The 22,008-nt window shown below is 49.6% G+C and carries 19 protein-coding genes; 8 read left to right on the forward strand and 11 right to left on the reverse strand.

Annotated elements, in window-relative coordinates; translation table 11 throughout:
- Positions 1-4: 4 nt before the first annotated feature.
- Together folE and SD10_RS18210 are read right to left on the reverse strand one after the other, a co-directional pair.
- On the reverse strand, positions 5-793 hold the full coding sequence (gene folE / locus SD10_RS18205) for a GTP cyclohydrolase I FolE (RefSeq protein WP_046575692.1): 789 nt from the start codon (positions 791-793) through the stop codon (positions 5-7).
- Positions 753-1,187 (reverse strand): 6-pyruvoyl trahydropterin synthase family protein, encoded by a 435-nt coding sequence (locus SD10_RS18210; RefSeq protein WP_046575693.1) that lies wholly within the window; start codon positions 1,185-1,187, stop codon positions 753-755. The genes folE and SD10_RS18210 overlap by 41 nt, the downstream gene beginning before the upstream one ends.
- A 299-nt stretch (positions 1,188-1,486) precedes the next feature.
- On the opposite strand from SD10_RS18210, the gene SD10_RS18215 reads away from it, so the two are divergent.
- The 4 genes from SD10_RS18215 (at position 1,487) to SD10_RS18230 (ending at position 6,699) form a co-directional block, all read left to right on the forward strand.
- Positions 1,487-2,572: an MBL fold metallo-hydrolase gene (locus SD10_RS18215; RefSeq protein ID WP_082111744.1), complete on the forward strand. Its 1,086-nt coding sequence runs from the start codon at positions 1,487-1,489 to the stop codon at positions 2,570-2,572.
- A 133-nt stretch (positions 2,573-2,705) separates the two neighbouring features.
- Positions 2,706-4,082, forward strand: a complete 1,377-nt coding sequence (locus SD10_RS18220; RefSeq protein WP_046575697.1) for a Gfo/Idh/MocA family protein — start codon at positions 2,706-2,708, stop codon at positions 4,080-4,082.
- Between the two features lie 189 nt (positions 4,083-4,271).
- Positions 4,272-5,492: a sugar MFS transporter gene (locus SD10_RS18225; protein ID WP_046575699.1), complete on the forward strand. Its 1,221-nt coding sequence runs from the start codon at positions 4,272-4,274 to the stop codon at positions 5,490-5,492.
- A 109-nt stretch (positions 5,493-5,601) separates the two neighbouring features.
- Positions 5,602-6,699: a mevalonate kinase family protein gene (locus tag SD10_RS18230; protein WP_046579748.1), complete on the forward strand. Its 1,098-nt coding sequence runs from the start codon at positions 5,602-5,604 to the stop codon at positions 6,697-6,699.
- 48 nt (positions 6,700-6,747) lie between these two features.
- On the opposite strand, the gene SD10_RS18235 is transcribed toward SD10_RS18230, so the two are convergent.
- Both SD10_RS18235 and rbfA read right to left on the reverse strand, forming a co-directional pair.
- Positions 6,748-7,956: an ABC transporter permease gene (locus tag SD10_RS18235; RefSeq protein WP_046575700.1), complete on the reverse strand. Its 1,209-nt coding sequence runs from the start codon at positions 7,954-7,956 to the stop codon at positions 6,748-6,750.
- Positions 7,957-8,035: 79 nt separating this feature from the next.
- Entirely contained in the window at positions 8,036-8,419 is a 384-nt protein-coding gene (gene rbfA, locus SD10_RS18240) for a 30S ribosome-binding factor RbfA (RefSeq protein ID WP_046575702.1), read from the reverse strand.
- A gap of 215 nt (positions 8,420-8,634) precedes the next feature.
- Between rbfA and SD10_RS18245 the strand changes: the two genes are divergently transcribed.
- Both SD10_RS18245 and SD10_RS18250 read left to right on the forward strand, forming a co-directional pair.
- Positions 8,635-10,044 (forward strand): hypothetical protein, encoded by a 1,410-nt coding sequence (locus SD10_RS18245; RefSeq protein WP_046575703.1) that lies wholly within the window; start codon positions 8,635-8,637, stop codon positions 10,042-10,044.
- A 107-nt stretch (positions 10,045-10,151) separates the two neighbouring features.
- Positions 10,152-10,940 (forward strand): queuosine precursor transporter, encoded by a 789-nt coding sequence (locus tag SD10_RS18250; RefSeq protein WP_046575705.1) that lies wholly within the window; start codon positions 10,152-10,154, stop codon positions 10,938-10,940.
- 83 nt (positions 10,941-11,023) lie between these two features.
- Here SD10_RS18250 and SD10_RS18255 read toward each other — a convergent pair whose 3' ends face one another.
- Entirely contained in the window at positions 11,024-11,986 is a 963-nt protein-coding gene (locus tag SD10_RS18255) for an alpha-E domain-containing protein (protein WP_046575707.1), read from the reverse strand.
- 249 nt (positions 11,987-12,235) lie between these two features.
- On the opposite strand from SD10_RS18255, the gene SD10_RS18260 reads away from it, so the two are divergent.
- Positions 12,236-13,045 carry an NIPSNAP family protein gene (locus tag SD10_RS18260; RefSeq protein ID WP_046575708.1) on the forward strand — a complete coding sequence of 270 codons (810 nt, stop codon included), beginning with the start codon at positions 12,236-12,238 and terminating at the stop codon, positions 13,043-13,045.
- A gap of 54 nt (positions 13,046-13,099) precedes the next feature.
- Positions 13,100-14,482 carry a Gfo/Idh/MocA family protein gene (locus tag SD10_RS18265; protein WP_046575710.1) on the forward strand — a complete coding sequence of 461 codons (1,383 nt, stop codon included), beginning with the start codon at positions 13,100-13,102 and terminating at the stop codon, positions 14,480-14,482.
- Positions 14,483-14,601: 119 nt separating this feature from the next.
- Here SD10_RS18265 and SD10_RS18270 read toward each other — a convergent pair whose 3' ends face one another.
- The 6 genes from SD10_RS18270 to SD10_RS18295 all read right to left on the reverse strand — a co-directional run bounded on the left by SD10_RS18270 (position 14,602) and on the right by SD10_RS18295 (position 21,994).
- A complete protein-coding gene (locus SD10_RS18270; RefSeq protein WP_046579750.1) occupies positions 14,602-15,807 on the reverse strand; it encodes an OmpA family protein in 1,206 nt (401 codons plus the stop codon).
- 102 nt (positions 15,808-15,909) lie between these two features.
- Positions 15,910-16,518, reverse strand: coding sequence for a hypothetical protein (locus SD10_RS18275; RefSeq protein ID WP_046575711.1), 609 nt, complete (start codon positions 16,516-16,518; stop codon positions 15,910-15,912).
- A gap of 143 nt (positions 16,519-16,661) precedes the next feature.
- On the reverse strand, positions 16,662-18,509 hold the full coding sequence (locus SD10_RS18280) for an ABC transporter ATP-binding protein (RefSeq protein ID WP_046575713.1): 1,848 nt from the start codon (positions 18,507-18,509) through the stop codon (positions 16,662-16,664).
- A 105-nt stretch (positions 18,510-18,614) separates the two neighbouring features.
- Entirely contained in the window at positions 18,615-19,601 is a 987-nt protein-coding gene (gene argC / locus SD10_RS18285; protein WP_046575714.1) for an N-acetyl-gamma-glutamyl-phosphate reductase, read from the reverse strand.
- A complete protein-coding gene (locus tag SD10_RS18290) occupies positions 19,598-20,749 on the reverse strand; it encodes a glycosyltransferase family 9 protein (RefSeq protein ID WP_227699006.1) in 1,152 nt (383 codons plus the stop codon). Before SD10_RS18290 ends, argC begins: the two co-directional genes overlap by 4 nt.
- A gap of 54 nt (positions 20,750-20,803) precedes the next feature.
- Positions 20,804-21,994, reverse strand: a complete 1,191-nt coding sequence (locus tag SD10_RS18295; protein ID WP_046575716.1) for an argininosuccinate synthase — start codon at positions 21,992-21,994, stop codon at positions 20,804-20,806.
- Between the last annotated feature and the right edge of the window lie 14 nt (positions 21,995-22,008).

Below are 22,008 nucleotides of genomic sequence, written 5' to 3' on the forward strand. Positions count from 1 at the left end.
GTAACTAAATAGTCACACTTGGTTGGGCAATATACCGGAGAAGCTCCTGTTTGGTCGCTTCGTCAGCAAACTTACCGCCATATGATGCCGTAACGGTCGAGCTATTAATGTCATGAACACCGCGCGTTGATACACAAAGATGCTTGGCGTCAATAATAACGGCCACATCGTCGGTCTCAAGTACGCGCTTCAACTCTTCGGCGATTTGTACTGTCAGACGCTCCTGAACCTGTGGTCGCTTACCGAAATATTCGACAACCCGATTTAGTTTGGATAGGCCAATTACTTTACCGCTGGAGATGTAGGCAACGTGCGCTTTGCCAATGATCGGCACAAAATGGTGCTCGCAATACGTCTGAACGGTGATGTCTTTTTCAACAAGCATCTCATTGTATCGAAATTTATTATCGAACAAGGTAGGCTTGGGTTTATTGGCTGGATTCAGGCCACTAAAAATCTCATTTACATACATTTTAGCGACCCGGCGGGGCGACCCTTTCAAACTATCGTCGGTGAGGTCGAGGCCAAGTATCCCCATAATTTCACGAAAATGTTCTTCGATAAGGTCAATCTTAAGATCGTCATCAATAGCAAAGGCATCGGGACGCATGGGGGTATCAATAGACGATGCACCATGAGCGTCACCAATTTCATCGACTAATTCGTCGACTTCCCAGGCAGACAGGCCCGTTGAATCAGTCCGATGACTGTCCAGCGCATGACCGTTCTGTTGACCACCAGTCGTAGGTTGACTAGTAGACGGGGTATTCGACGAAGTTCCGTTCAGTTTCATACAGTCTGATTTTAAGGTCTAAGCCCTCGCTTAGTTGGTTGCGTAAAAGGTTGTAGATGACTATGGCAATGTTTTCGGCCGATGGATTAAGATCAGCGAACTCTTCGGTATCCAGATTTAGGTTCTTATGATCGAAGCGATCAGTAACGTGTTCCTGAATAAGATTACCAAGGAGTTTCATATCGATCACATAACCTGTTTCCGGATCAATCGGGCCGGTTACCTGCACAATTAATTCGTAATTGTGCCCGTGATAATTAGGATTGTTGCATTTGCCGTATACCCGCGTGTTTTTTTCGTCTGACCAGTTTGGGTTGTTCAGACGATGAGCAGCATTGAAATGTTCCTTGCGAAACACCGCCACTCGTGGGGCATTTGCCCGAGAATCAATCATAGAAACAAATTGAAATTAGGGTTCGATCAACCTGTCGTTACAAAGGTTGTGTACAACACAGGCAGACAGTCGAGCGAGTAGCTAAGTCGCTCTTTCGTATGCAATGAATTAACCAATCAACAAGCGTTCAGTTTATTTTGTTCAACGTTTATTAAAAAAAGCTAAACAAAACCTGAAACGTTTCAGGTCAATAACATCCACTTATCCGGTATTGTTCCCGCTCATCTACTCCGTTAGACTGCACGGAACCAGATGATATAGGATGCGGTTGTGCCCCCATGAAACGCTTACGTAAACCTATGCTATTAACTTTATTTATCGTTACCGGACTGATTGCCACTACCTTCCTTTTCCTGCAACAAAGTCCATTCGGAAGTAACCCGTCAGCCACTCGCCTGGAGCGAATCAAACGCTCACCCTATTATAGAGATGGCGCTTTTCAGAACCTGGAAAAGACGGAGGTGATGTCTGAAAATACCTCTTACCTGGGTATGATGCGCGATTTTATCAATAAAGACAAAGACAATGTCCCACCTAAACCGCTGCCATCGGTACGAACAGATCTGAAGGCCTTACCCGATGAGAAACCAACAATTGTCTGGTTCGGGCATTCGTCTTACCTGATAAAATCGCAGGGCACTACCATTTTGGTTGACCCGGTCTTTAGCGGTTATGCTTCGCCCGTTTCGTTTTTTGGCAAAGCCTATGCGGGATCCAACGTGTACAGCGTTGAAGACATGCCGACTATTGATCTGTTGATCCTGTCTCACGATCACTACGATCACCTCGATTATGAAACGATCACAAAGCTTATTCCCAAAGTCAAAAAATTCTATACAGCGCTGGGCGTAGGTGCTCACCTCGAACGCTGGGGCGTTCCGGCCGACCGTATTGTGGAATTCGATTGGTGGGAAAGTCATCATGTGGCTACGGATCTGGACTTGACGGCGGTTCCAGCCCGCCACTTTTCGGGGCGTAGCCTTACACGCGGAAAAACCCTATGGACGGCTTTTGTGATGAAAATTCATGGCTATTCGCTATACCTGGGGGGCGATTCGGGCTATGGAAAACATTTCAAGACGATCGGCGATCAATACGGTCCATTCGATCTGGCCATTCTTGAATGCGGTCAGTATGGCAAAGACTGGCCCAATATTCATATGTTTCCGGAAGAGGTTGCTACGGCTGCCCAGGACCTACGAGCGAAAACTGTGTTGCCTGTGCACTGGGCTAAGTTCTCCCTGGCCAATCATGCCTGGACAGACCCTATTGAGCGGTTTACGAAACGGGCTACCGAACAAAAGCTGGACTTTACGACGCCAATGATTGGCGAGCCTGTTGTCGTCGAGGCACAATACCCAAAGTCCAGGTGGTGGGTTTACTAGCTATCGATGGCAGGGGCTATAGCTTCGTGCCATCGACTTAATCTGCATAAGCTAAAATTAACATAGCGTATGTTTTCTGCCGTGAAACAGCGTTCTTTGGTACGTAAACCCCACTCTACGTACCGCATTCGTTATGCAGACCCCAACCCGGCGCCAATTTATCCGTACAGCCGCGCTCACTGGCGCAGCCACATCTGTAGCAACAACCTCTGTTTTTCCCGCTATTTTAACCGGAGCAAAGCCAGCTGATTCTAAAGTCCGCCTGGCTTTTATCGGTGTTGGCTCACGCGGGCGCAGTCACGTTGAGCAAGCTATCTACCGCGATGATGTCGACATTGTGGCTATTTGCGACCCGGCTCCCGAAGCCATCAGCCGGACAACCACCATGATTGAAAAGGCAGGTCGGAAGGCACCGGTGGCCTATAGCAAAGGGGATGAAGCCTTCAAGGACATGCTCAAACGCGACGATATTGATGGCGTCGTGATTGCCACACCCTGGGAATGGCACGTGCCCATGGCTGTAGCTACTATGAACGCGGGCAAATATGCCGCCGTAGAAGTATCGGCAACGGTAACGCTCAAAGAATCGTGGGATTTGGTGAATGCGTCGGAGAAATCGGGGTCACCCTGCATGATTCTGGAAAATGTTTGTTACCGGCGTGATGTACTGGCTGTCCTGAACATGATTCGGAAAGGCATGTTTGGCGAAATGACTTATGCGCACTGTGGCTACCAGCACGACTTGCGGAATATTAAATTCAATGATGGCAAATCGATTTCAGGGATCGGTGCTGAGTTTGGCGAAAAAGGCTATTCAGAAGCGCACTGGCGCACCCAGCACTCGGTAAACCGAAACGGAGATTTATATCCGACCCATGGCCTCGGTCCAGTGGCGCACTGGCTCGATATTAACCGGGGCAATCGGTTTATGCACCTTACCTCAACAGCAACAAAAAGTCGGGGGCTCCATAAGTATGTGGTCGACAAAGGTGGCCCCAACCACCCCAATGCAAAAGTAAATTTCAAACTTGGTGATGTCGTCACTACGGTCATCCAATGCGCCAATGGCGAAAATATCGTGATCATTCACGATACCAACTCGCCCCGGCCCTACTCGCTCGGGTTCAGAGCGCAGGGAACGAATGGCATCTGGATGGACGACAACGATATGATCTATCTGGAAGGTGTTTCGCCCAAGCCGCATAACTGGGAGCCTTTCGCGGCTTATCAGGAAAAATACGATCACCCACTCTGGAAACGCCATGCGCAGACAGCCGAAAGCGCCGGCCATGGTGGTATCGATTTCTTCGTTCTCCGGGCGTTCATCGAATCTATAAAAGCGAAAGGCCCCGTGCCGATCGATGTATACGATGCTGCCGTTTGGAGTGCCATCAGCCCACTATCGGAGCAGAGTATTGCCGGAGGGAGCAAACCCATTGAAATTCCTGATTTCACCCGGGGTAAATGGAAAACGAACAAGCCAATTTTTGGGCTGAATGATAACTATTAATGCATAAGGCTATCCGTTCAGTCGTTTGTAATTAAACATTGTACGTTTAGTCTTTTAAGATTATTTCATCTTTCATTCATAGGAAAGCACAAACATTATATTGCTTCATAGACTAAAAACCGATTTCTGTATTTTACTTTGTAAAAATTTTTAAAATCCTTTCCCTGCCTTTAATCCTCCTATCAGCGAATGACACCAACTGCTCCGCCTAAAACCCAAAATTATACCGGCCCTTTGCTGATTATTGGCGCCCTTTTCTTTGTTTTTGGCTTCGTCACGTGGGTCAATAGTGTATTGATTGCGTTTTTTAAGCAAGCGTTCAACCTAAGCACCGTCGGTTCCAACCTGGTGGCGTTTGCCTTTTTCATATCCTATACGCTGATGGCCATTCCATCATCGGCCCTGTTAAAGCGGACCGGTTTCAAAAATGGCATGTCGATGGGTTTGCTGGTCATGGCTGTCGGCACAATTATTTTCGTACCAGCGGCTAAAGCGCTCTCCTATCCGCTTTTTCTGGTAGGCTTGTTCCTGATTGGCATTGGTCTGACCGTATTACAAACAGCGTCAAATCCTTATGCAACGATTCTCGGTCCTCGAGAGAGTGCCGCCCAACGCATCAGTTTCCTGGGAGTAGCCAACAAATTGGCGGGTATTTGCAGCCAGTTTATTTTTGGTGGGTTGCTGTTAACGGGTGCCAATGCTGTTTCTGGCACGGCCACACTGGAAAAAGTAGTGACACCGTACATGATTCTGACGGGCGTACTGGTCGTACTGGCTATTCTGATTCGATTCTCAAACCTTCCGGAAGTGTCGGAAGAGCAGGACGATGAGCCTGTTAGCGCAACCGTGCGGACCAGCGTATGGCAGTTTCCAAACCTGATTCTGGGCGTTCTGGCGTTGTTTTGCTACGTAGGAGCGGAAGTGATAGCGGGGGATACAATTATTAACTACGGACGAGCTCTTGGCTTTTCCAACGACGAAGCCAAGTACTTCACGACCTACACGCTGTATGGGCTACTGGGGGGCTATATTCTTGGCATTATAGCCATCCCGCGCTTTATATCGCAACAGATGGCGCTACGCGTGGGGTCAATTCTGGCGTTAATTCTGACAACAGGCGCTATTCTGACTGACGGCTTTGATTCTATTTTGTGCGTGGCCTTACTTGGATTTGCCATCTCGCCGATGTGGCCTGCCGTATGGCCTCTTGCCTTAAACCGGCTCGGAAAATTCACTAAACTTGGGTCGGCTCTGCTCATTATGGGTATTTCGGGTGGCGCTTTACTGCCGCTCCTGCACGGGTATTTAACCGATGCGGTTAGTCCCAAAATGGCCTACGCCTTATTGTTACCTCTGTTTGGTTATATTCTATACTATGCTGTTGTTGGCCACAAGAAGACAGACTGGTAATGCCATTTGATAAGGATTGGTAATGATACAGTACAACAACTAAAGCACATTCTGTCCGAAGCACGTCAGAAAATCATCAATTAGACGTTTTACCGCTTTGATTCCACCATTGAACAGTTCCAGAATAACCGTTTCTACACCGGGTCGTATTTGCCTCTTTGGTGAACATCAGGATTATCTAGGCTTACCCGTTATCGCAGCCGCTATTTCGCGCCGAATTCAGGTAGCTGCTCATCAATCAGACCAACGGGGCTTTCGACTCGATCTACCGGATATTCATAGCACCGTAAACATTCCATTCAACGGCGAGCCGCTCCCCTACCCCCAAACCCGGGATTATTTCCGCTCGGCGGTAAATGTGCTGCTCCGAGAGGGGTTTACCTTTAGCAAGGGCATCGAAGGGGATGTGCACGGTAACATACCCATTAACTCCGGCACGTCGAGTTCATCGGCCCTGCTCATTACGTGGCTCACTGTACTGACTCAACTCGCCGATCAACCCCGTCAACTTTCGGCTGAACAACTTGCCGAACTAGGCTACATGGCTGAAGTACTGGAATTTGGCGAACCTGGCGGTATGATGGATCACTATTCAACCGCTGTTGGTGATGTTATTTACCTGGAATCACAGCCGGCCATTAAACTGGAAACGCTTAACCCACCCTTGGGCACGTTTGTACTCGGCGATTCGCAGGAACCTAAAGATACCATCGGTATTCTACAACGGGTTAAGTTTGGCATGCTGGCGATCATCAAGAATTTAAAAACGATAGACCCTCACTTTTCGGTGGATACATCCGAAACTACCGAAGCACCCAAATTTAAAGACTTCCTGACGAAAGATGAGTACATTCTGCTGAAGGGTAACCTGGCTAACCGGGCTATTCTGCGCGATGCCCTGCGTCTGCTGCGGTCTTCGTCCGATGCAGCGAACACCTTTGATCACGTTCGTTTTGGCCAACTCCTGAACGACCACCAGGCCAACCTCCGGGATGCCCTACGCATTTCGACGCCCAAAATTGACCGCATGCTCGACGCAGCCTTATCGGCGGGCGCATTAGGCGGAAAGATCAACGGATCGGGCGGGGGCGGCTGCATGTTTGTCTACGCACCCGAACAGCCCGAAGTCGTCGCCGAAGCTATTAAACGGGAGGGCGGAAAAGCCTATGTAATTTCGGTAGATGAAGGGACGGTGGTTAGTTTGTAGTTTTTGGTTCGTAGTTCCTCCGGCGTTAGTCAACCACGAACTACAAACTCACAATGTATTGGCGGCTCGCTGGGCAGGAAACCAGGACGTTAGAACCGTCACGACAATGCTGAGCAAGCCAGTCATGACAATGTCGCTGGCATCGAGCCGTACCGGATACGCATCAACGATTGAGCTGGCCATGCCCATACGGATGAAGCCGTAACTTTCCTGCGCCAGACAAATAACGACCCCAAGAACCAGGCCCGCCAATGCGCCGGTCAGAGCGATGATGGCGCCTTCGGTCAGAAAAATCCGGCGTACCATCTGCCTCGTAGCCCCCAGCGCGTACAGAATCCGGATGTCGGCTTTTTTTTCGATGACCAGCATCGACAGTGAGAAGAAAATATTGATCGACGCCACCAGGATGATGAACGAAAGGGTCAGGGCTACAAATAACTTTTCAACGCGGATGGCTCGGTAGAGGTCTACATTCAAGTCATCCCGGCTTTGAACCACCAAGTCCTTCCCGACTACTTCCTGCAGAGCCTGCCTGGCTTTTTCTTCGTTGGTACCCGGACGGAGCTGGATTTCCAGACTCGTTACTTCATTTGGTTTATAGCCAAATAAGGCACGCGCCACACTAATTGGCGCCAGTACAAAATTGTCGTACTTCGACTCGATGAAGAACACACCAGCAACCGTCAGGGCCTCGCGGTTGAATGCATCGGGATTCAAGACACTTAATGTCTGCCCACTTTCGGGATACAGGATCTCCAAGGGCGTTAGAATATCGACGGGCGAAATGGTCAGGTCATTGCGAACGCCATCCGCAACAATGGCATAGTTAACCCCATTCCGACGAAAGAGTAGCTTGCCTTCAAGCATGGCGGAGTCAAGCTGCTGCCGTTGAACGTAATTATCATCCACGCCTTTCAGGCGGATAACGGTCTGGGCATTGCCGTAACGGGCCAGCGCATTATCCTGCGCAATGGTTGTCAATAAACTAACACCTGGCGTTGCCCGCAGTTGGGCGAGCAGCGTCGGCGAAGCCATAAACCGCTTACCCTGTTTAGGGGCTACGGTCATATCGGATTCAAAGGTTTTAAAAATTTGCCGGTTCAACTCTTCCATTCCATTGAATACCGACAGTACCACCACCAGCGCCATGGTGCCAACGCCCACGCCGAGCATCGACAAAATAGATAGCCAGCTGATGAAACTGCGTTTTTTTCGGGAGAAAAAATACCGACGGGCAATCCAGGCGGGGAGGTTCATTTTTTAATGAGTGAAAGAGTGAATAAGTGAAAGAGTGAAAGAGCGGATAAATAACGCGCTCTTTCACTCATTCGCTCTCTCACTCATTATCTTCGTCGTCCTCCGCCGGGGCGGGTGGAATGTCAAGGCCGGAGAAAAGTTTATCCATCTTGTCGGCATACTCAGCCGTGTCGTCCAGAAAGAAGTTGAGTTCGGGCACAATACGGAGCTGGTGCCGGACGCGGTCGCCCAAATGCTGCCGAATTACTTTACCCTTCTCCTGAATCGTTTCCAGCAAAAGTTGCTTGTTCTTAGACGCCAAAAAGCTAAGATATACCCGTGCGACACTCAAATCGGGCGATACCCGGACACTGGTTACGGTAATAAATGCGCCATTGAACAAATGCGGCACTTCCCGTTGAAAGATCTCGCTCAAATCTTTCTGTAACTGCCGGGATACTTTTTGCTGTCGTTTCGATTCCATACTATCGGTACTTGGGTACTACCTGAACGGTCCATTCGGGTGAATGGTTTACATTCGTTCGGGCCTCTATGCTGCAAATATCCGCTCATTTTTCCGTTCTGCCGAAATTGACTGTAATTTTACCGGGAACAGGTGCCGATTAGTAGCGTCCACAGCCGCTATTTGTCATCAAGGGTTCCTACGAAACTGATCACTGATAACTGCATCACTAGCCTTTGCTACGTTTTTTTCACTCTTATTTCCCCTACCAGTACGTCAGTCTGATGGGCTTGCTGGTCCTTATTCGCCTGCCGCTACTACTTCACCCATTTCCGCTGCTGATTCCAGAACTGAACTGGATGATCGTTGGCGAGCAAATGAGCCAGGGCTATCTGTTGTACAGGGATATCTGGGACAGCGTTAGCCCGTTGTCGGCGCTGGTTTATTGGGGAATACATAGTGTCTTCGGCCGGTCGCCCCTAATGCTTCATGCAGCGGCAACACTCGTGTCAATATTTCAGATTGTCTACTTCAATTACCTGACGAATAATCGGGATGTATACCCGGACCGATCGTTCTGGCCCGGCCTGATTTACATGCTGTTTATGCACCTCTCGTTCGACTGCCTGACGCTCTCGCCCGTGTTGATGTCAACGAGCTTCCTGCTGCTGGCCTTCGGAACGCTCATCAAACAGATGGACCGTCGCGGTGCAACCGACGAAGTATTTGAAGTAGGCTTTTACATTGGCATTGCGGCCCTGTTCTACCTGCCGTCGGCTCTGTTTATTTTGTGGGCTATTCTGTCGCTGCTGTTTTACACGGGGGCTACGTTTCGGCAGTATTCGTTGTCGCTGTTTGGCTTTTTATTTCCCTTTGCGGCTATCGTATTGATTTATTACCTCTGGGACAGTCTGGACGATTTCAACCGAAACCTGTTGTCGTCGGTTTTTCGGGTCCGGCAGTATTCGCTATCCGATTTTAAATCGCTCTTAGCTTCGCTCTTTATTCCGCTGGGTTTAGGAATACTTGGCTTTCTGAGCCTGTTTAACCGGCCCGGCCGATACGTTAACTTTCAGCAACGTGTTCAGCAAATTATGGCAATCTGGTTTCTGATCGCCGTGTTGACCATCGCCCTGATGCCGTTTCTGGCCCCAATGGTCTTTTTGAGTTTTGTGCCTCCCATGGCTTATTTCGCGTATTACTACTTCGAAAATATCCGTAAAGCCTGGTTGGCCGAGATCATTTTTATCAGTGCTTTTTCACTAATGCTTTTGTTATTTTACCAGGGCGCGCTGGGTATCATTCCGGGGGCTGGCCTTGGGCGTTTAAGCAGTTTGCAGGTACGCCCTTCTCCCTTACCAGACAACATTACGAACCAACGCGTGCTGATCATTGGCGAAGACCTGAGCGCCTACCGTCAAAATCAGTTGGCAACGCCTTACCTGAACTGGGATTTGGCTAAATACGACCTTAAAAATCTCGACAACTACGAATCGGTCATTAACGTGTTCGACCATTTCCGAAAAGATCCACCCGATTATATCATTGATCGGGAAAACGTAGTGGACAAACTGTTTCAACGCGCTCCAGCTTTGTCTCTGCGGTATGAAAAAACAGCCACCGCCGGGGTATATAAGCGAAAATGAATAAAAGTTTGTAGTTTATGGTTTGTCGTGTATGGTTTGTAGTCAACCCCTAGACGACAAACCGTAAACCACAAACCGTAAACCATAAACTACAAACCGTAAACTTCATGGCTTCTTCCTTTACCAATAAGCGTACAAACCTTTATATTTTTCTGAGTGCGGTGTTCCTGACCAATGCGCTCGTTGCCGAAATTATTGGCGTTAAAATCTTTTCGGTCGAAACCTTATTGGGCACCAAGCCCGCCCAAATTCATCTATTCAGTGATTTTATCCTCGATTTCAACCTCACGGCGGGTGCAGTGATCTGGCCATTTGTTTTTATCACCTCCGACATTATTAACGAGTATTTTGGCAAGGCAGGCGTCCGGCGCATTTCCTTTCTGACAGCCGGATTTGTTGGCTTTAGCTTCCTGATCATTTATGCCGTCACTAACCTCCCGCCCGCGCAATTCTGGCTCGATGTGAATGCAAAAGACGCAGCCGGGAACCCCATCAACATTGATAATGCCTTCCAAATGATCTTCCGGCAGGGACTGGGTATTATCATTGGCTCGCTTACCGCCTTTCTGGTCGGGCAAATCCTGGATGTGTACGTGTTTCATTCCCTCCGAAAAATCACGGGCAATCGACAAATCTGGCTGCGCGCAACCGGCTCAACCCTTGTTTCTCAACTCGTTGATTCATTTGTTGTGCTCGGTATTGCCTTTTATGTTTTTGGCAACTGGTCGCTCTCGCAGGTAATGGCCGTTGGCATTATCAACTACATCTACAAAGCCACGTCGGCCGTTGTGCTCACGCCTTTGCTCTACATTGCCCATTACTTCATTGATCGGTATTTAGGGAAAGAACATGCCGAAGAACTCGCCAATGAGTCGGCCATGAGTTCGTTCATGTAAAAACGAACTAGCTCATCTCCAGCCATATATGGGAGATGAGCTAGTGCCAAAAGGCTGATAGTACCTTCGTTCTTAACCTCTTATCACACTTCGATCGGCTTCAGGTCAAAATATGTTTCGAAGATTGCGCTGCCAATTTCATTGGTCCGCGTCTGAAAATTATCGAGGTATTGATGCAGGCCGGATTGAAAAATATCAGCGGTTTCGGTAAACTCAATTTCGGTCCGAAGTTTCGAGAGCGTCCGCTCGGCCGAGTTACCAAACCCATTGGCCATGTTGTTGCCCGAAATCTCGTAAAGCGACAACTCAGCCTGCCGGATGCAATGCGCGACTGCCCGTGGAAACATTTTATCCAGAATCAAAAATTCGACAATGCTCGATGGGGTCAGCGACCGATACTGCTGCCGGTGCATGTTATAGGCACTCACTGACTTGAGAACCGCCGACCAGATCATGAGATCAATGGTCGATCCGACGGCGTCGATCTGTGGTAATAAGGTGAAGTATTTTACGTCCAGGAAGCGGGAGGTTTTGTCGGCGCGTTCCAGAAAGCGGCCCAGCCGGCCAAAATGCCAGGCTTCGTTACGCGTAATGGTCGCGTCGATGATACCATAAAAAAGCTGGACACTATTACGAATTTCCGTAAAAAAATTCTGCGTTTGAATTTCGCCCCACTGCTGCTGTGGCGACGTATCGCGCACCATCAGATAAAACTGATTCAGATGCTCCCACATTTCCTTCGAAATGACTTCGCGGATGGTGCGGGCGTTTTCCCGGGCATAACTCAAACACGTCACAATGGAGTTTGGATTACGCTTGTCGAAGGTCATAAACTGAATGACATTCTCCCGTGTGGGGTCTTTATAATACTTGGTAAATAAATCATGATCTGCCGTTGCAATTAATAACGGCTCCCACTGCTGATCGACATTGGGGGGCAAATCGAGGGCTAGGTTGAAGTTTACGCTCATGAAACGGGCATAATTTTCGGCCCGTTCAATATATCGATGCATCCAGTAAACAGAATTGGCAACGCGGCTCAGCATAACGTATAAAATTGGGATAAAACGGTGGATGACCAACAAAAATAAGGTATTTCAGCGGCTTAATAGCTAAATAGGACAAATTATAGATTCATAACCAAATAAAGGCTGTAATAGAGAGCCGTTTTTCAGGGTCAGTTCCTATAGTAACGGATAGGAATAAAACTTTTTTCGCTTAGTCGTTGAGGTTAGAAAAATGACTTTATCCTCTTCTAGGTACGAAACACGTTGTTATTTCCTCTCTACAATATTATGACAGACAAACTGTATTCACTATTTCTAATTGGCCTGCTTTTCTGTACGGCCACATTTGCAATGCCTAATCTGGAGTCATCAACGCCCGCCAAACCTGCGCCGGATAAATCAGCGCCAAGCTCTAAATATTATGAAGTACGTATTTACTACCCGACACCAGGAAAATACGCGGAGATTGTCGACCGTTTCCGCCAGTATACAACCAAGATTTTCGAAAAGCACGGCATGGAAAACATTGGCTACTGGACGCCTACCGATACATCCCGGAAAGAATTGATCTATATTCTGGCTTATCCAAGCAAGGAAGCCCGCGATGCTTCCTGGAAAGCCTTCGGTAGCGATCCCGAATGGAAGGCTGTTGTCGCGAAGACGGAAGCAAATGGCAAACTGGTCGACCATGTCGATCAGATTTTCATGACCGAGGCCGATATATCTCCAAAAATCAAAGTGAGCCAGAAATCGCCGGAACGGACGTTTGAACTGCGTACTTATACGGCAACACCCGGCAAATTACCCAATCTGTTGACCCGATTCCGCGATCATACGATCAAACTATTCAGCAAACACGGGATGACCAATGTAGCTTACTGGGTTACGCAAGAAAAGGACCCGAATACACAGCCCAAATTAGTTTACATTCTGGCACACCCTAGCGAAGCCGAAGGAAAAGCCCACTTCGAAGAGTTCCGGAAAGATCCCAAATGGATTGCGGCCAAAGATGCATCGGAAAAGGAAGCGGGTGGCTCACTAACAACCAAAGTTGAGTCGGTTTACATGAAACCGACGGATTATTCGCCAATAAAATAAATAGGGTAAACAACCCCTTCTGACAATCGGTTTCTGACGTAAACAAACAACGTTATGAAACCGATTGATCGTTTAGTGACTAACCTAATGGAGAGCGCTGCGCTGTCTCGGCAGGACTTTCTTCAACTAACGGGGCGTAGTCTGGCTGTTGGTGCGCTGGGTACCGCGCTGGCATCGTGCGAGAAAAAGCCTGAAGCGACTAATGCTGCCCAGTCAACAGCCAGCACCCCGAGCGGACCAGTGCCCAAATTACCCGCCACATCGCCCCCGGCCGAAGTGCCCGCCGACTCAACCAAACCCATTGAGCTGGAACAAATTAAGGCCAAGACTGAACAGCAGGAAGGACCTACACCAACGCCCATGTCCGACGATCAGCGAATAGGGTACGCAATCGTGGGCCTGGGTCACTTGACGCTCAACCAGATTTTACCGGCTTTCGGGGCCTGTACCAAATCGAAAGTAGTGGCCTTAGTCAGTGGCAGTCCCGAAAAAATGCAGAAAGTGGCCACCCAGTACGGCATCAAAAAAGAGAGTTGTTACAGCTACGCTGACTACGACAAACTGCGTGACAATAAAGAAGTACAGGCCATTTATATCGTGCTGCCCAACGGCATGCACGCCGAATACACCATCCGGGGAGCGCAGGCCGGGAAGCATATTCTCTGTGAAAAACCGATGGCCAACACAGCCCAGGAATGTCAGGCGATGATTGACGCGTGTAAAAAAGCGGACCGCAAATTGATGATCGCTTACCGGATTCAGTATGAGCCCCACAACAAGATGGTGCGCGACATGGTCCAGAAAGAGCAATTTGGTAAAGTGAAAAGCATTATTGCCAACAACGGCCAGAACTCGGATAACCCCAAGCACTGGCGATTCAATAAAGCATTGGCGGGCGGTGGCGCCTTGCCCGATGTTGGCTTATACTGCCTGAATACAATTCGGTTTGTGCTTGGCGAAGAACCCTCAGAGGTTGTAGCTTACGTTCACAGCACACCCGATGACCCCCGGTTTAAAGAAGTCGAAGAGCAGGTAAACTGGCTCATGAAGTTTCCGAGTGGCGTCCAGGCCAGTTGCGCCACCAGTTACGGTCACCACGACGATAAAAACTACAAAGTGATGGCCGACACAGGCTGGATTAAAATGGACCCGGCTTTTCCATACACGGGTTTGCAACTGGAAACCAGTCAGGCGCAGGGGACCGAAAACCAGATTATCCAGCATAAAATTGCCGACAAAGATCATTTCTCCACGGAGATGGATCACTTTTCGGAGTGCCTGCTGGAAAACAAAGTGCCGTTTACGCCGGGCGAAGAAGGTCTTCAGGATCAGAAAATTATCGAAGCTATTTATCAGTCGGCACGAGAAGGCAAGCCCGTAAAACTGCCCGCGGTGAGCAAAAAAGATGCCTTCCGGGGACCCGAGCCAACAGCCTGATTAGCTAACCCAGGATTTGTGTGATTTTATTGATTCAGGTGATTTTGACGTTAAAGTTCAACGCTCTACTCATTCGAATCAGTAAAATCACATAAATTCCGCAGGGCCGCCTGTGCGGTTTAGATAACCACAAACTCTACACGCCTGTTTTTCCGGCGGTTCTCTTCAGTATTGTTGGGGGCTATCGGGTCAATGGGCCCACGGCCAACGGCTTTCAGTCGTATCTTTTGAATACCCTTCCCAACCAGGTAGTCTATGATTGCCTGACATCGGTCGCGCGAGAGCTTTACGTTCAGATCAAAATCGCCCTGGTTATCCGTATGGCCCCGGATCTCGATTTGCATAGTCGGATTGGCCAGGAGAATGGAAGAAAGTTGGTCCAGCTCCGTAAAAGATTCCGGGCGTAGCACGGGACTGCTCTGATCGAAATAAATATCGTTTAGCCGCACAGGCTTTCCTTTCTCAATTACACCAAAGGGCTGTTTGACGGCCACACTGGGCCCTGCTATTGTTGATCTTATTACCGGCACCGTTGGCCTGGCCCTGTCAATAGGCGGACCTGGTGGGCTTGCATTACCGACTACTGAAATCTCCGGTAACGATTGCGGCTTAACAGGCTCGGGTTTCGGACTGGCGGTCAAAATAAACCGGGCTTCATTTTGTGCACTGTCCAGCTTTATCGGCTTTACAAAGTCAGCATATCCTTTGGCAATACTACTTACCACATAGGTACCCTTGCTCGGTAGTTCTATTTTAGACAAACCAGTGGTCGCATCGGGAGTGAGTGTCGTGGATGTCATACCACTAATTTTACTACTAATGGTAAAGCGAACATCGGGAATAATTTTATTCGTGCTCCTGTCAACTGCTGACATAGTGAGGCTGATGGTCATCCGATCCAACTGAGCATCGAACTCGTACCGATTACCCTGAGGAGACACAGCAATTGCCATGGTACGTTGGGCGGGCCTATACCCGGCTGCACTCACTTCAATAGTCAGGTTATCAGGCTTTTCGAATATTCGTGTAAGCTGCCCGTTGGCGATGACAACACGTTCTGTCCGATTGGTAACGCGTGATGTCATAACTGCCACCGCCGATGTTAACGGCTGAGTAATATCACCTGAAAAAACCTTGATTGTCAGCAGGCTGGGTTTATTGTTCCGGGTAGAATCTGACTTTATCGGTGCCAGCGCCGGTCGATGAGCACCTCCTGATGCGTTAATCCGGGAGTAATCAATCGCCTGACTTCGAACCATACCAGAGCCAACAAGCAGAAAATACACCACGAGTGTCAGTAGTGCCTTTTGACTAGATCGGATCATGAACAGGCAATTCATTTGTGGTCTGATAGATACGATGTCTCTTTTTTCTCCCCACTGCCCTACTGCCGCTTCGACCGCCAACGGTATGCACCAGGCTGTCCGTTAATGAGAAGCCGTGGTCGATACGGGCGGATTGATCATGATATGTGCCCGGTGTGTACCAGGGTCCATAATCCAGGGCATACCGGGTGCTTCAGGCTTCAGCGGCAAACCCGTACTTTCGGCAGTGGCATACGGGATATAAACCACATACCGCAGGTAGCCATCCTTCACCTCACCGGTAGCCATGTCATAGTTTTCATCTTTTGCTGTATATGAAAACAGGGTTGACGGATGCGTAGGCATTGTCAGTTTCTTCGCTTTCACTTCCTGCTCGCGCGTGGCCAGAATTTCGGCTGGTTTTTTACCTGCCTGTTTCAGCACCCGTCCCCGTTCCATAAATGTATCCAGATCGCGGTGGTAGCACGACACGCTTAATCCTTTTTGCGCTGGATCATCCGCCAGACACACCAGCTCATTTGTTCCCTTCCGCAACACGATAAATTGATTTTTATCTGAATAGCCATACACCGTAGCTCCGTCGCGCTTGTCGGCCGGGGCGGCCAACACCGCCGTTTTAATCTGTATGTCGGCAGAAGGAATTATGGGTGTCTGCGCCAAGGTTTTAACCACTACAGCTTGCAGAACAAAAAAGAGCATGGATGTTTTCATAGTCAATTAGAGGTTTTGCGAGATGGCGCGAGGCTCCAGCCTCGTGCCCATTATTCTCCGGCTGGTCAAGATAGTTGATTTTTTATAAATCGGCCAGAGGCCAAGTAATAATGGGCACCAGCCTCGCGCCATCTGTCAATCGTCTATTGATATCCTCTGGCCTGTAAGCCAAATAGCTCGGCGTACCGGCCATCTTTCTCCAGAAGCTCATAATGGCTTCCGATTTCGAGCAGGGTGCCGTTTTCTAAGACCAAAATTCGGTCGGCCATTCGGACGGTGCTGAACCGGTGAGAAATAATAACCGATGATTTACCATCCGTCAGTGTGCCAAAGCGTTGGAAAACTTCATACTCGGCACGGGCGTCGAGCGCGGCCGTAGGTTCGTCGAGTATGATTAGTTGAGCATCGCGCATATAGGCCCGGCCAAGGGCGACTTTTTGCCACTCGCCCCCGGACAGTTCAACGCCTTTGCCAAACGAGCGACCAAGTTGCTGGTCGTAACCACCAGCGAGTTTGGCAATGACCGTGTCAGCCAGACTGCGTTGCGCCGACGTTTCGATGCGCGGCTGGTTGGTTCGTTCGTCGATATCGCCAACGGCGATATTGATTCCGGCCGACATTTTAAAGCGCGTATAATCCTGAAAAATGACGCCGATATTACGTCGAAGCTCCATCAGGTCGTATTCCCGCAAATCATACCCATCGAGTAGTATGCGCCCCTCCGCCGGATCATAAAGCCGGGCCAGTAATTTAACAAGGGTTGTTTTACCGGCACCATTCTCGCCAACAAGGGCTAATTTTTCCCCCGCCTGAAGCGTAAACGAGAGGTTTCGCAGCGCCCAACGTTCGGAGTTTGTGTATTTGAAGCCGACGTTCTCGAATACGAATCCTTCCCGAATCGGGTTTGGAAAGGCGCGTGTTGTTTTGGGCGAATGGATCAACGGCTTGATGGCGAAGTAATCGAACAGATCCTGTAGGTAAATTGCTTCCTGTGTCAGGCTGCTGAACTGAAGCAGAATGCCTTCCAGAGAAGCCCGCACCTGCCGGAACGACCCAGCTAGAAACGTCAGGTCGCCTAATGAAATCTGACCGCTGACGGCCCGCATCACAATCCAGACGTAAGCCCCATAATAACCCGCTGTACCGAGCGCCGTCAGTAACGTTCCCCACCCGGCCCTACTAATGGCGATTACCCTATTCTTCAGATAATATTCCCAGGACAAAGACCGAAACCGATCAATCAGGAAACCGGATAACCCAAATATCTTGACTTCTTTAGCCGTCTCGTCACTTGCCCCAATGAAGCGCAGGTAGTCGAGTTCGCGCCGTTCGGGTGTCCAGGAACGGGACAACGAATAGCTGCGCTGGTTGAAATAATTATCACCAATAAATGATGGCGTAACCGCCAGGAGAATCAGCAGCAATAACCAGGGATTATAGACCGCCAGACCAGCCGCCAGAAAACCTACCGAAATCAGTTCCTGAACCTGCCCGAATACGCCAGATAATAACACCGTTCGGCCGGTAGTTTGGCGTCGGGCGCGTTCCAGTTTGTCGTAAAACGTAGCGTCTTCAAACTGTTCCAGATCGAGCGTAGCAGCATGTTCCATCAGGCGGATGGAGGTCTGATTGGCAAACAGATCGCCCAGCAACCCATCCATCAGAGCTACAGCCCTGGCCAGGGCCGTCGACAGTACCGCCAGCCCAAATTCAGCGCCAACGAGCCACCAGATATAGTTGGTATCGTCGTTTGCATGCCTAGAGAGGCCAACGACCTGATCAATAATTAGTTTGCCGACATAAAGTGTTGCCGCCGGAATGGCCGCCCGAATCAGGCGCAATGCAGCGTTGCCCAGAAACAAACCAGGCGAAACCTCCCAGACTAACTTAAAAAATGCAGGCAGGTTACCCAGAGCGGCAAAGCGTTCGCGCCAGCTTACCTGATCTTTCGTATCAGCAGGGGCAGCGTGTGGAATTTCTTTTTTTGCCATATCTAAAAAGACAAGCCCAACACGGGATTAGTTCATCCGTTTATTGGACCTGTCTCTGGCTCTGCCTCAGCAGAAGCAGTGGCAAAAAGGGGCTTCCAACAAGGGCTAGAAAGCCACCGATTTAAGGCGTAGGCCTGTGTCTTCGGGTAAACCAAAAACAAGGTTCAGGTTCTGAACAGCGTGGCCTGCTGCGCCTTTCGTTAGGTTATCAATGACGCTCGTAATCAGCAATTGTCCATCGTGCACTTCCAGATGAAGGAGGCATTTGTTGGTATTGACCACCTGCTTTATATCCACTGGCGCATCGCTAAGGTGCGTAAACGGGTGCGCTTCGTAGTAGGTGCGGTACAACGCTTTGGCTTCGTCCAGAGTTCCGGCAAAGGGCGTATATACGTTGGCCATAATGCCGCGCGTGAAATCACCCCGGTAAGGCACAAAATTGATCGCGTGACTGAAGTCGGGATCAAGTTGGGTTAAGCTCTGTCGAATTTCGGCCAGGTGCTGGTGGGTGAAGGCTTTATAAATCGATACGTTGTTATTGCGCCACGTAAAGCCCGTTGTCGGTACCAGTGCCTGACCCGCTCCCGTGCTGCCCGTAATGGCACTCACCTGTACATCGGCCGTAATTTTTCCGGCTTTCGCCAGGGGCAAAAGGGCCAGTTGGATACTGCTGGCAAAACAACCGGGGTTGGCAATGCGCATCGCTTCCTGAATCCGCTCCCGATTAAGTTCCGGAAGACCATACACGAAATCGTCCTGCTCGTCGCGAAAGTCAGCGCTAAGGTCAATCACGGCAATATCGTCGGAGACCTCATGCTCGGCCATAAAGGTAGCCGAAGCGCCATGTCCTGAACAAAGGAAAATAGCATCCAGCCCTTCCTGAGCCAGTAACTCACCTACTTCCTGACCTGAAAAGGTCAGGTCGGTGTCGCCCAGTAAGTCCGTATGCGTCGACCAGACCGGTTTGCCCGCCTGACTTTTGCTGTGGGTAAACGACACCTCCACAAATGGGTGATTAATCAGGATACGTAGCAACTCGCCACCCGTATAACCTGCTCCCCCAATGATACCTACTGAGATTTTATCTGTCATGCTTTCTTCGCAACGGTCATTTGTAGCCATTGCAGGGCCTGATTCGACACATCTTCATTAAACTGGTCAACATAAACGCTCGTAAAACCAGGTCGGTCGATGGTCAAATCACGGCTGAATTGGTGGTTGTGAAATACTAGATCTGGGTAGTTCGCCAGTGGAAAAAATTGTAGCCCGGTGCCATTTTTGAAAAAAGAAACGGTCGGACAAAAGATGGAACACAAATGGGCGGGTAACGATTCCAGCGTAAAGGCAATCGTTGCTAGTTCCGACAAAGCCGCCACCTCCGACAGTGACAGGCTGTTGACCGCTTTATGAAGCCGGTCGCGCCGATCGGGGTAGTCGTCGGCCAACTGGTCCATTAACTGGGCTGTCTGCGGCAACTGACCACAACCGACCAGCAGAAAATCGGTTTCGTCGAGTAACTTTCCAACCAGTTGTTGCCAAAAACTATGGGGCAAAAACCGGCTGATTTCCCCACTCTCCGGGAACAGAACCAGCAGCGGGCGACCATCCAGGAAGGGCAACTTCTGCCGAACCGTCAGTCGGGCAGCTTTCGGGAAATTGAAGTAGGGCTCGATGTCCGATAAACCGGCGTGTACGCCAATGGAGCGCAGCATAGCCAGCATGACGTCCAGGTGATGAAACTCGCCGTCGGGCAAAAAGAACTCTTCATCCAGCAAACCACCAAATCCCCGCGAACCGAACCCAACCGCTTTCTGCACTTTAATCGAAGGCAACAGGAAATGCATGGGCGAATCCGAGAATCGGACATCGATCGAGGCCGTGTAGGACTCCTCTTTTAAGAGTTCTATAGCCGCTTTTGTCGTGTGAATGTGATCACGCCACTTGGCAAACCGACTGATTGATCGGCGGTTTGTGTTGGCATGATTGAGGTGAATTAGTCGGCGGATATATGGATTGTTGGCCAGGATCGGATCGCACCAGTCTCCGGCAACCACATCGATGACGCAGGTCGGGTGTGCCCGTTGAATGAGTGGAAACAGATAAGACAACGTCAGGGCATCGCCCAGATGCCCTGACGTCATGAATAAAAATCGGGGAACATCGGCGTTACCCTCGACAGTCTCCCGCCGTTTATGATAACCGCGTGCATACGTATCAACAACCACATCAAGCAGCTGCAACGGATACGATACGCTTCGGGGCGCACAATATTTTCTCGGCTTACCGATCACTAATTATTGATTATTGATTTTCTCATAGATCATTACCTGATTGGAGGCAACTTTTGAGAAGCCGCGCACGTCGTCTCCGGTCCAGGCGTTGTTCATTTCGCCATAAGAACCAAATTTCGACGACATTAGGTCATGATCCGACTCAATACCGAGCACCTGAAACCGATAAGGAGCCAATAGCACGTGTACTTTACCCGAAACATGCGCTTGTGTATCAGCCAGGAAGGTTTCAATATTTCGCATGACGGGGTCCATAAACTGACCTTCGTGCAGCATGGTACCATACCAGTTGGCTAGTTGCTCTTTCCAGTAGAGCTGCCACTTGCCCAGCACGTGTTTTTCGAGTGCATGGTGTGCTTTGATGAGGATCAACGGGGCCGGTGCTTCGAAACCAACCCGACCTTTAATACCAATGATCGTGTCACCAACGTGAATATCGCGACCAATACCAAACGGACCGGCCAGCTCGGTAACTTTCCGAATCGCATCGACTGAATTCGCGAACTTCTCACCGGCTACTTCCTTAATTTCACCGTGCTGGAAGACGAGCGTAATGGTCTCTGGTTCCGTTTTGGTTATCTGGGTTGGCCAGGCTGATTCGGGCAGGAACTGATCCGACGTCAGGGTTTCTTTTCCGCCAACCGATGTGCCCCACAAGCCCTTGTTAATTGAATAAGCGGCTTTGTGCCACTCCTGATCAACGCCTTTGGCCTTCAGGTACTCAATTTCGGCTTCGCGCGACAGGCGCAAATCACGAATAGGCGTAATGACTTCTGCGTCGGGCGCTATAATCCGAAATGCCATATCAAAACGCACTTGGTCGTTTCCGGCACCGGTACTTCCGTGCGCAATGGCCGACGCCCCAATTTCGCGGGCGTATTCGGCGGCAGCAATAGCCTGAAAAATCCGTTCGGCACTTACGGAGAGTGGATACGTATTGTTTTTCAACACGTTACCAAACACCAGGAACTTCAGGCATTGTTGGTAGTAGTCGTCCGTTTTCGAGATCGTTACGTGGGATTTTACGCCCAGCGAGTACGCCCGTTCCTCAATGGCTTTGAGTTCGGCATCCGAGAAGCCGCCCGTATCGACCAGCACCGAGTACACATCCATGCCCCGATCTTCGGACAAATATTTAACGCAGAAGGAGGTATCGAGACCTCCGCTAAAGGCAAGAACTACTTTTTGAGACATCAGAAGAAGAGACA

It is taken from the genome of Spirosoma radiotolerans (assembly GCF_000974425.1).
In the GTDB taxonomy this organism is placed as follows: domain Bacteria; phylum Bacteroidota; class Bacteroidia; order Cytophagales; family Spirosomataceae; genus Spirosoma; species Spirosoma radiotolerans.

Excerpts from the sequence above, each read along its gene's own strand:
- SD10_RS18275 (WP_046575711.1), bottom strand. The coding sequence starts at position 16,518 with ATGAAAACATCCATGCTCTTTTTTGTTCTGCAAGCTGTAGTGGTTAAA.
- SD10_RS18260 (WP_046575708.1), top strand. The coding sequence starts at position 12,236 with ATGACAGACAAACTGTATTCACTATTTCTAATTGGCCTGCTTTTCTGT.
- argC (WP_046575714.1), bottom strand. The coding sequence starts at position 19,601 with ATGACAGATAAAATCTCAGTAGGTATCATTGGGGGAGCAGGTTATACG.
- SD10_RS18220 (WP_046575697.1), top strand. The coding sequence starts at position 2,706 with ATGCAGACCCCAACCCGGCGCCAATTTATCCGTACAGCCGCGCTCACT.
- SD10_RS18210 (WP_046575693.1), bottom strand. The coding sequence starts at position 1,187 with ATGATTGATTCTCGGGCAAATGCCCCACGAGTGGCGGTGTTTCGCAAG.
- SD10_RS18270 (WP_046579750.1), bottom strand. The coding sequence starts at position 15,807 with ATGATCCGATCTAGTCAAAAGGCACTACTGACACTCGTGGTGTATTTT.
- SD10_RS18235 (WP_046575700.1), bottom strand. The coding sequence starts at position 7,956 with ATGAACCTCCCCGCCTGGATTGCCCGTCGGTATTTTTTCTCCCGAAAA.
- SD10_RS18280 (WP_046575713.1), bottom strand. The coding sequence starts at position 18,509 with ATGGCAAAAAAAGAAATTCCACACGCTGCCCCTGCTGATACGAAAGAT.
- SD10_RS18225 (WP_046575699.1), top strand. The coding sequence starts at position 4,272 with ATGACACCAACTGCTCCGCCTAAAACCCAAAATTATACCGGCCCTTTG.
- SD10_RS18215 (WP_082111744.1), top strand. The coding sequence starts at position 1,487 with ATGCTATTAACTTTATTTATCGTTACCGGACTGATTGCCACTACCTTC.
- SD10_RS18265 (WP_046575710.1), top strand. The coding sequence starts at position 13,100 with ATGAAACCGATTGATCGTTTAGTGACTAACCTAATGGAGAGCGCTGCG.
- SD10_RS18255 (WP_046575707.1), bottom strand. The coding sequence starts at position 11,986 with ATGCTGAGCCGCGTTGCCAATTCTGTTTACTGGATGCATCGATATATT.
- SD10_RS18295 (WP_046575716.1), bottom strand. The coding sequence starts at position 21,994 with ATGTCTCAAAAAGTAGTTCTTGCCTTTAGCGGAGGTCTCGATACCTCC.
- rbfA (WP_046575702.1), bottom strand. The coding sequence starts at position 8,419 with ATGGAATCGAAACGACAGCAAAAAGTATCCCGGCAGTTACAGAAAGAT.
- folE (WP_046575692.1), bottom strand. The coding sequence starts at position 793 with ATGAAACTGAACGGAACTTCGTCGAATACCCCGTCTACTAGTCAACCT.
- SD10_RS18250 (WP_046575705.1), top strand. The coding sequence starts at position 10,152 with ATGGCTTCTTCCTTTACCAATAAGCGTACAAACCTTTATATTTTTCTG.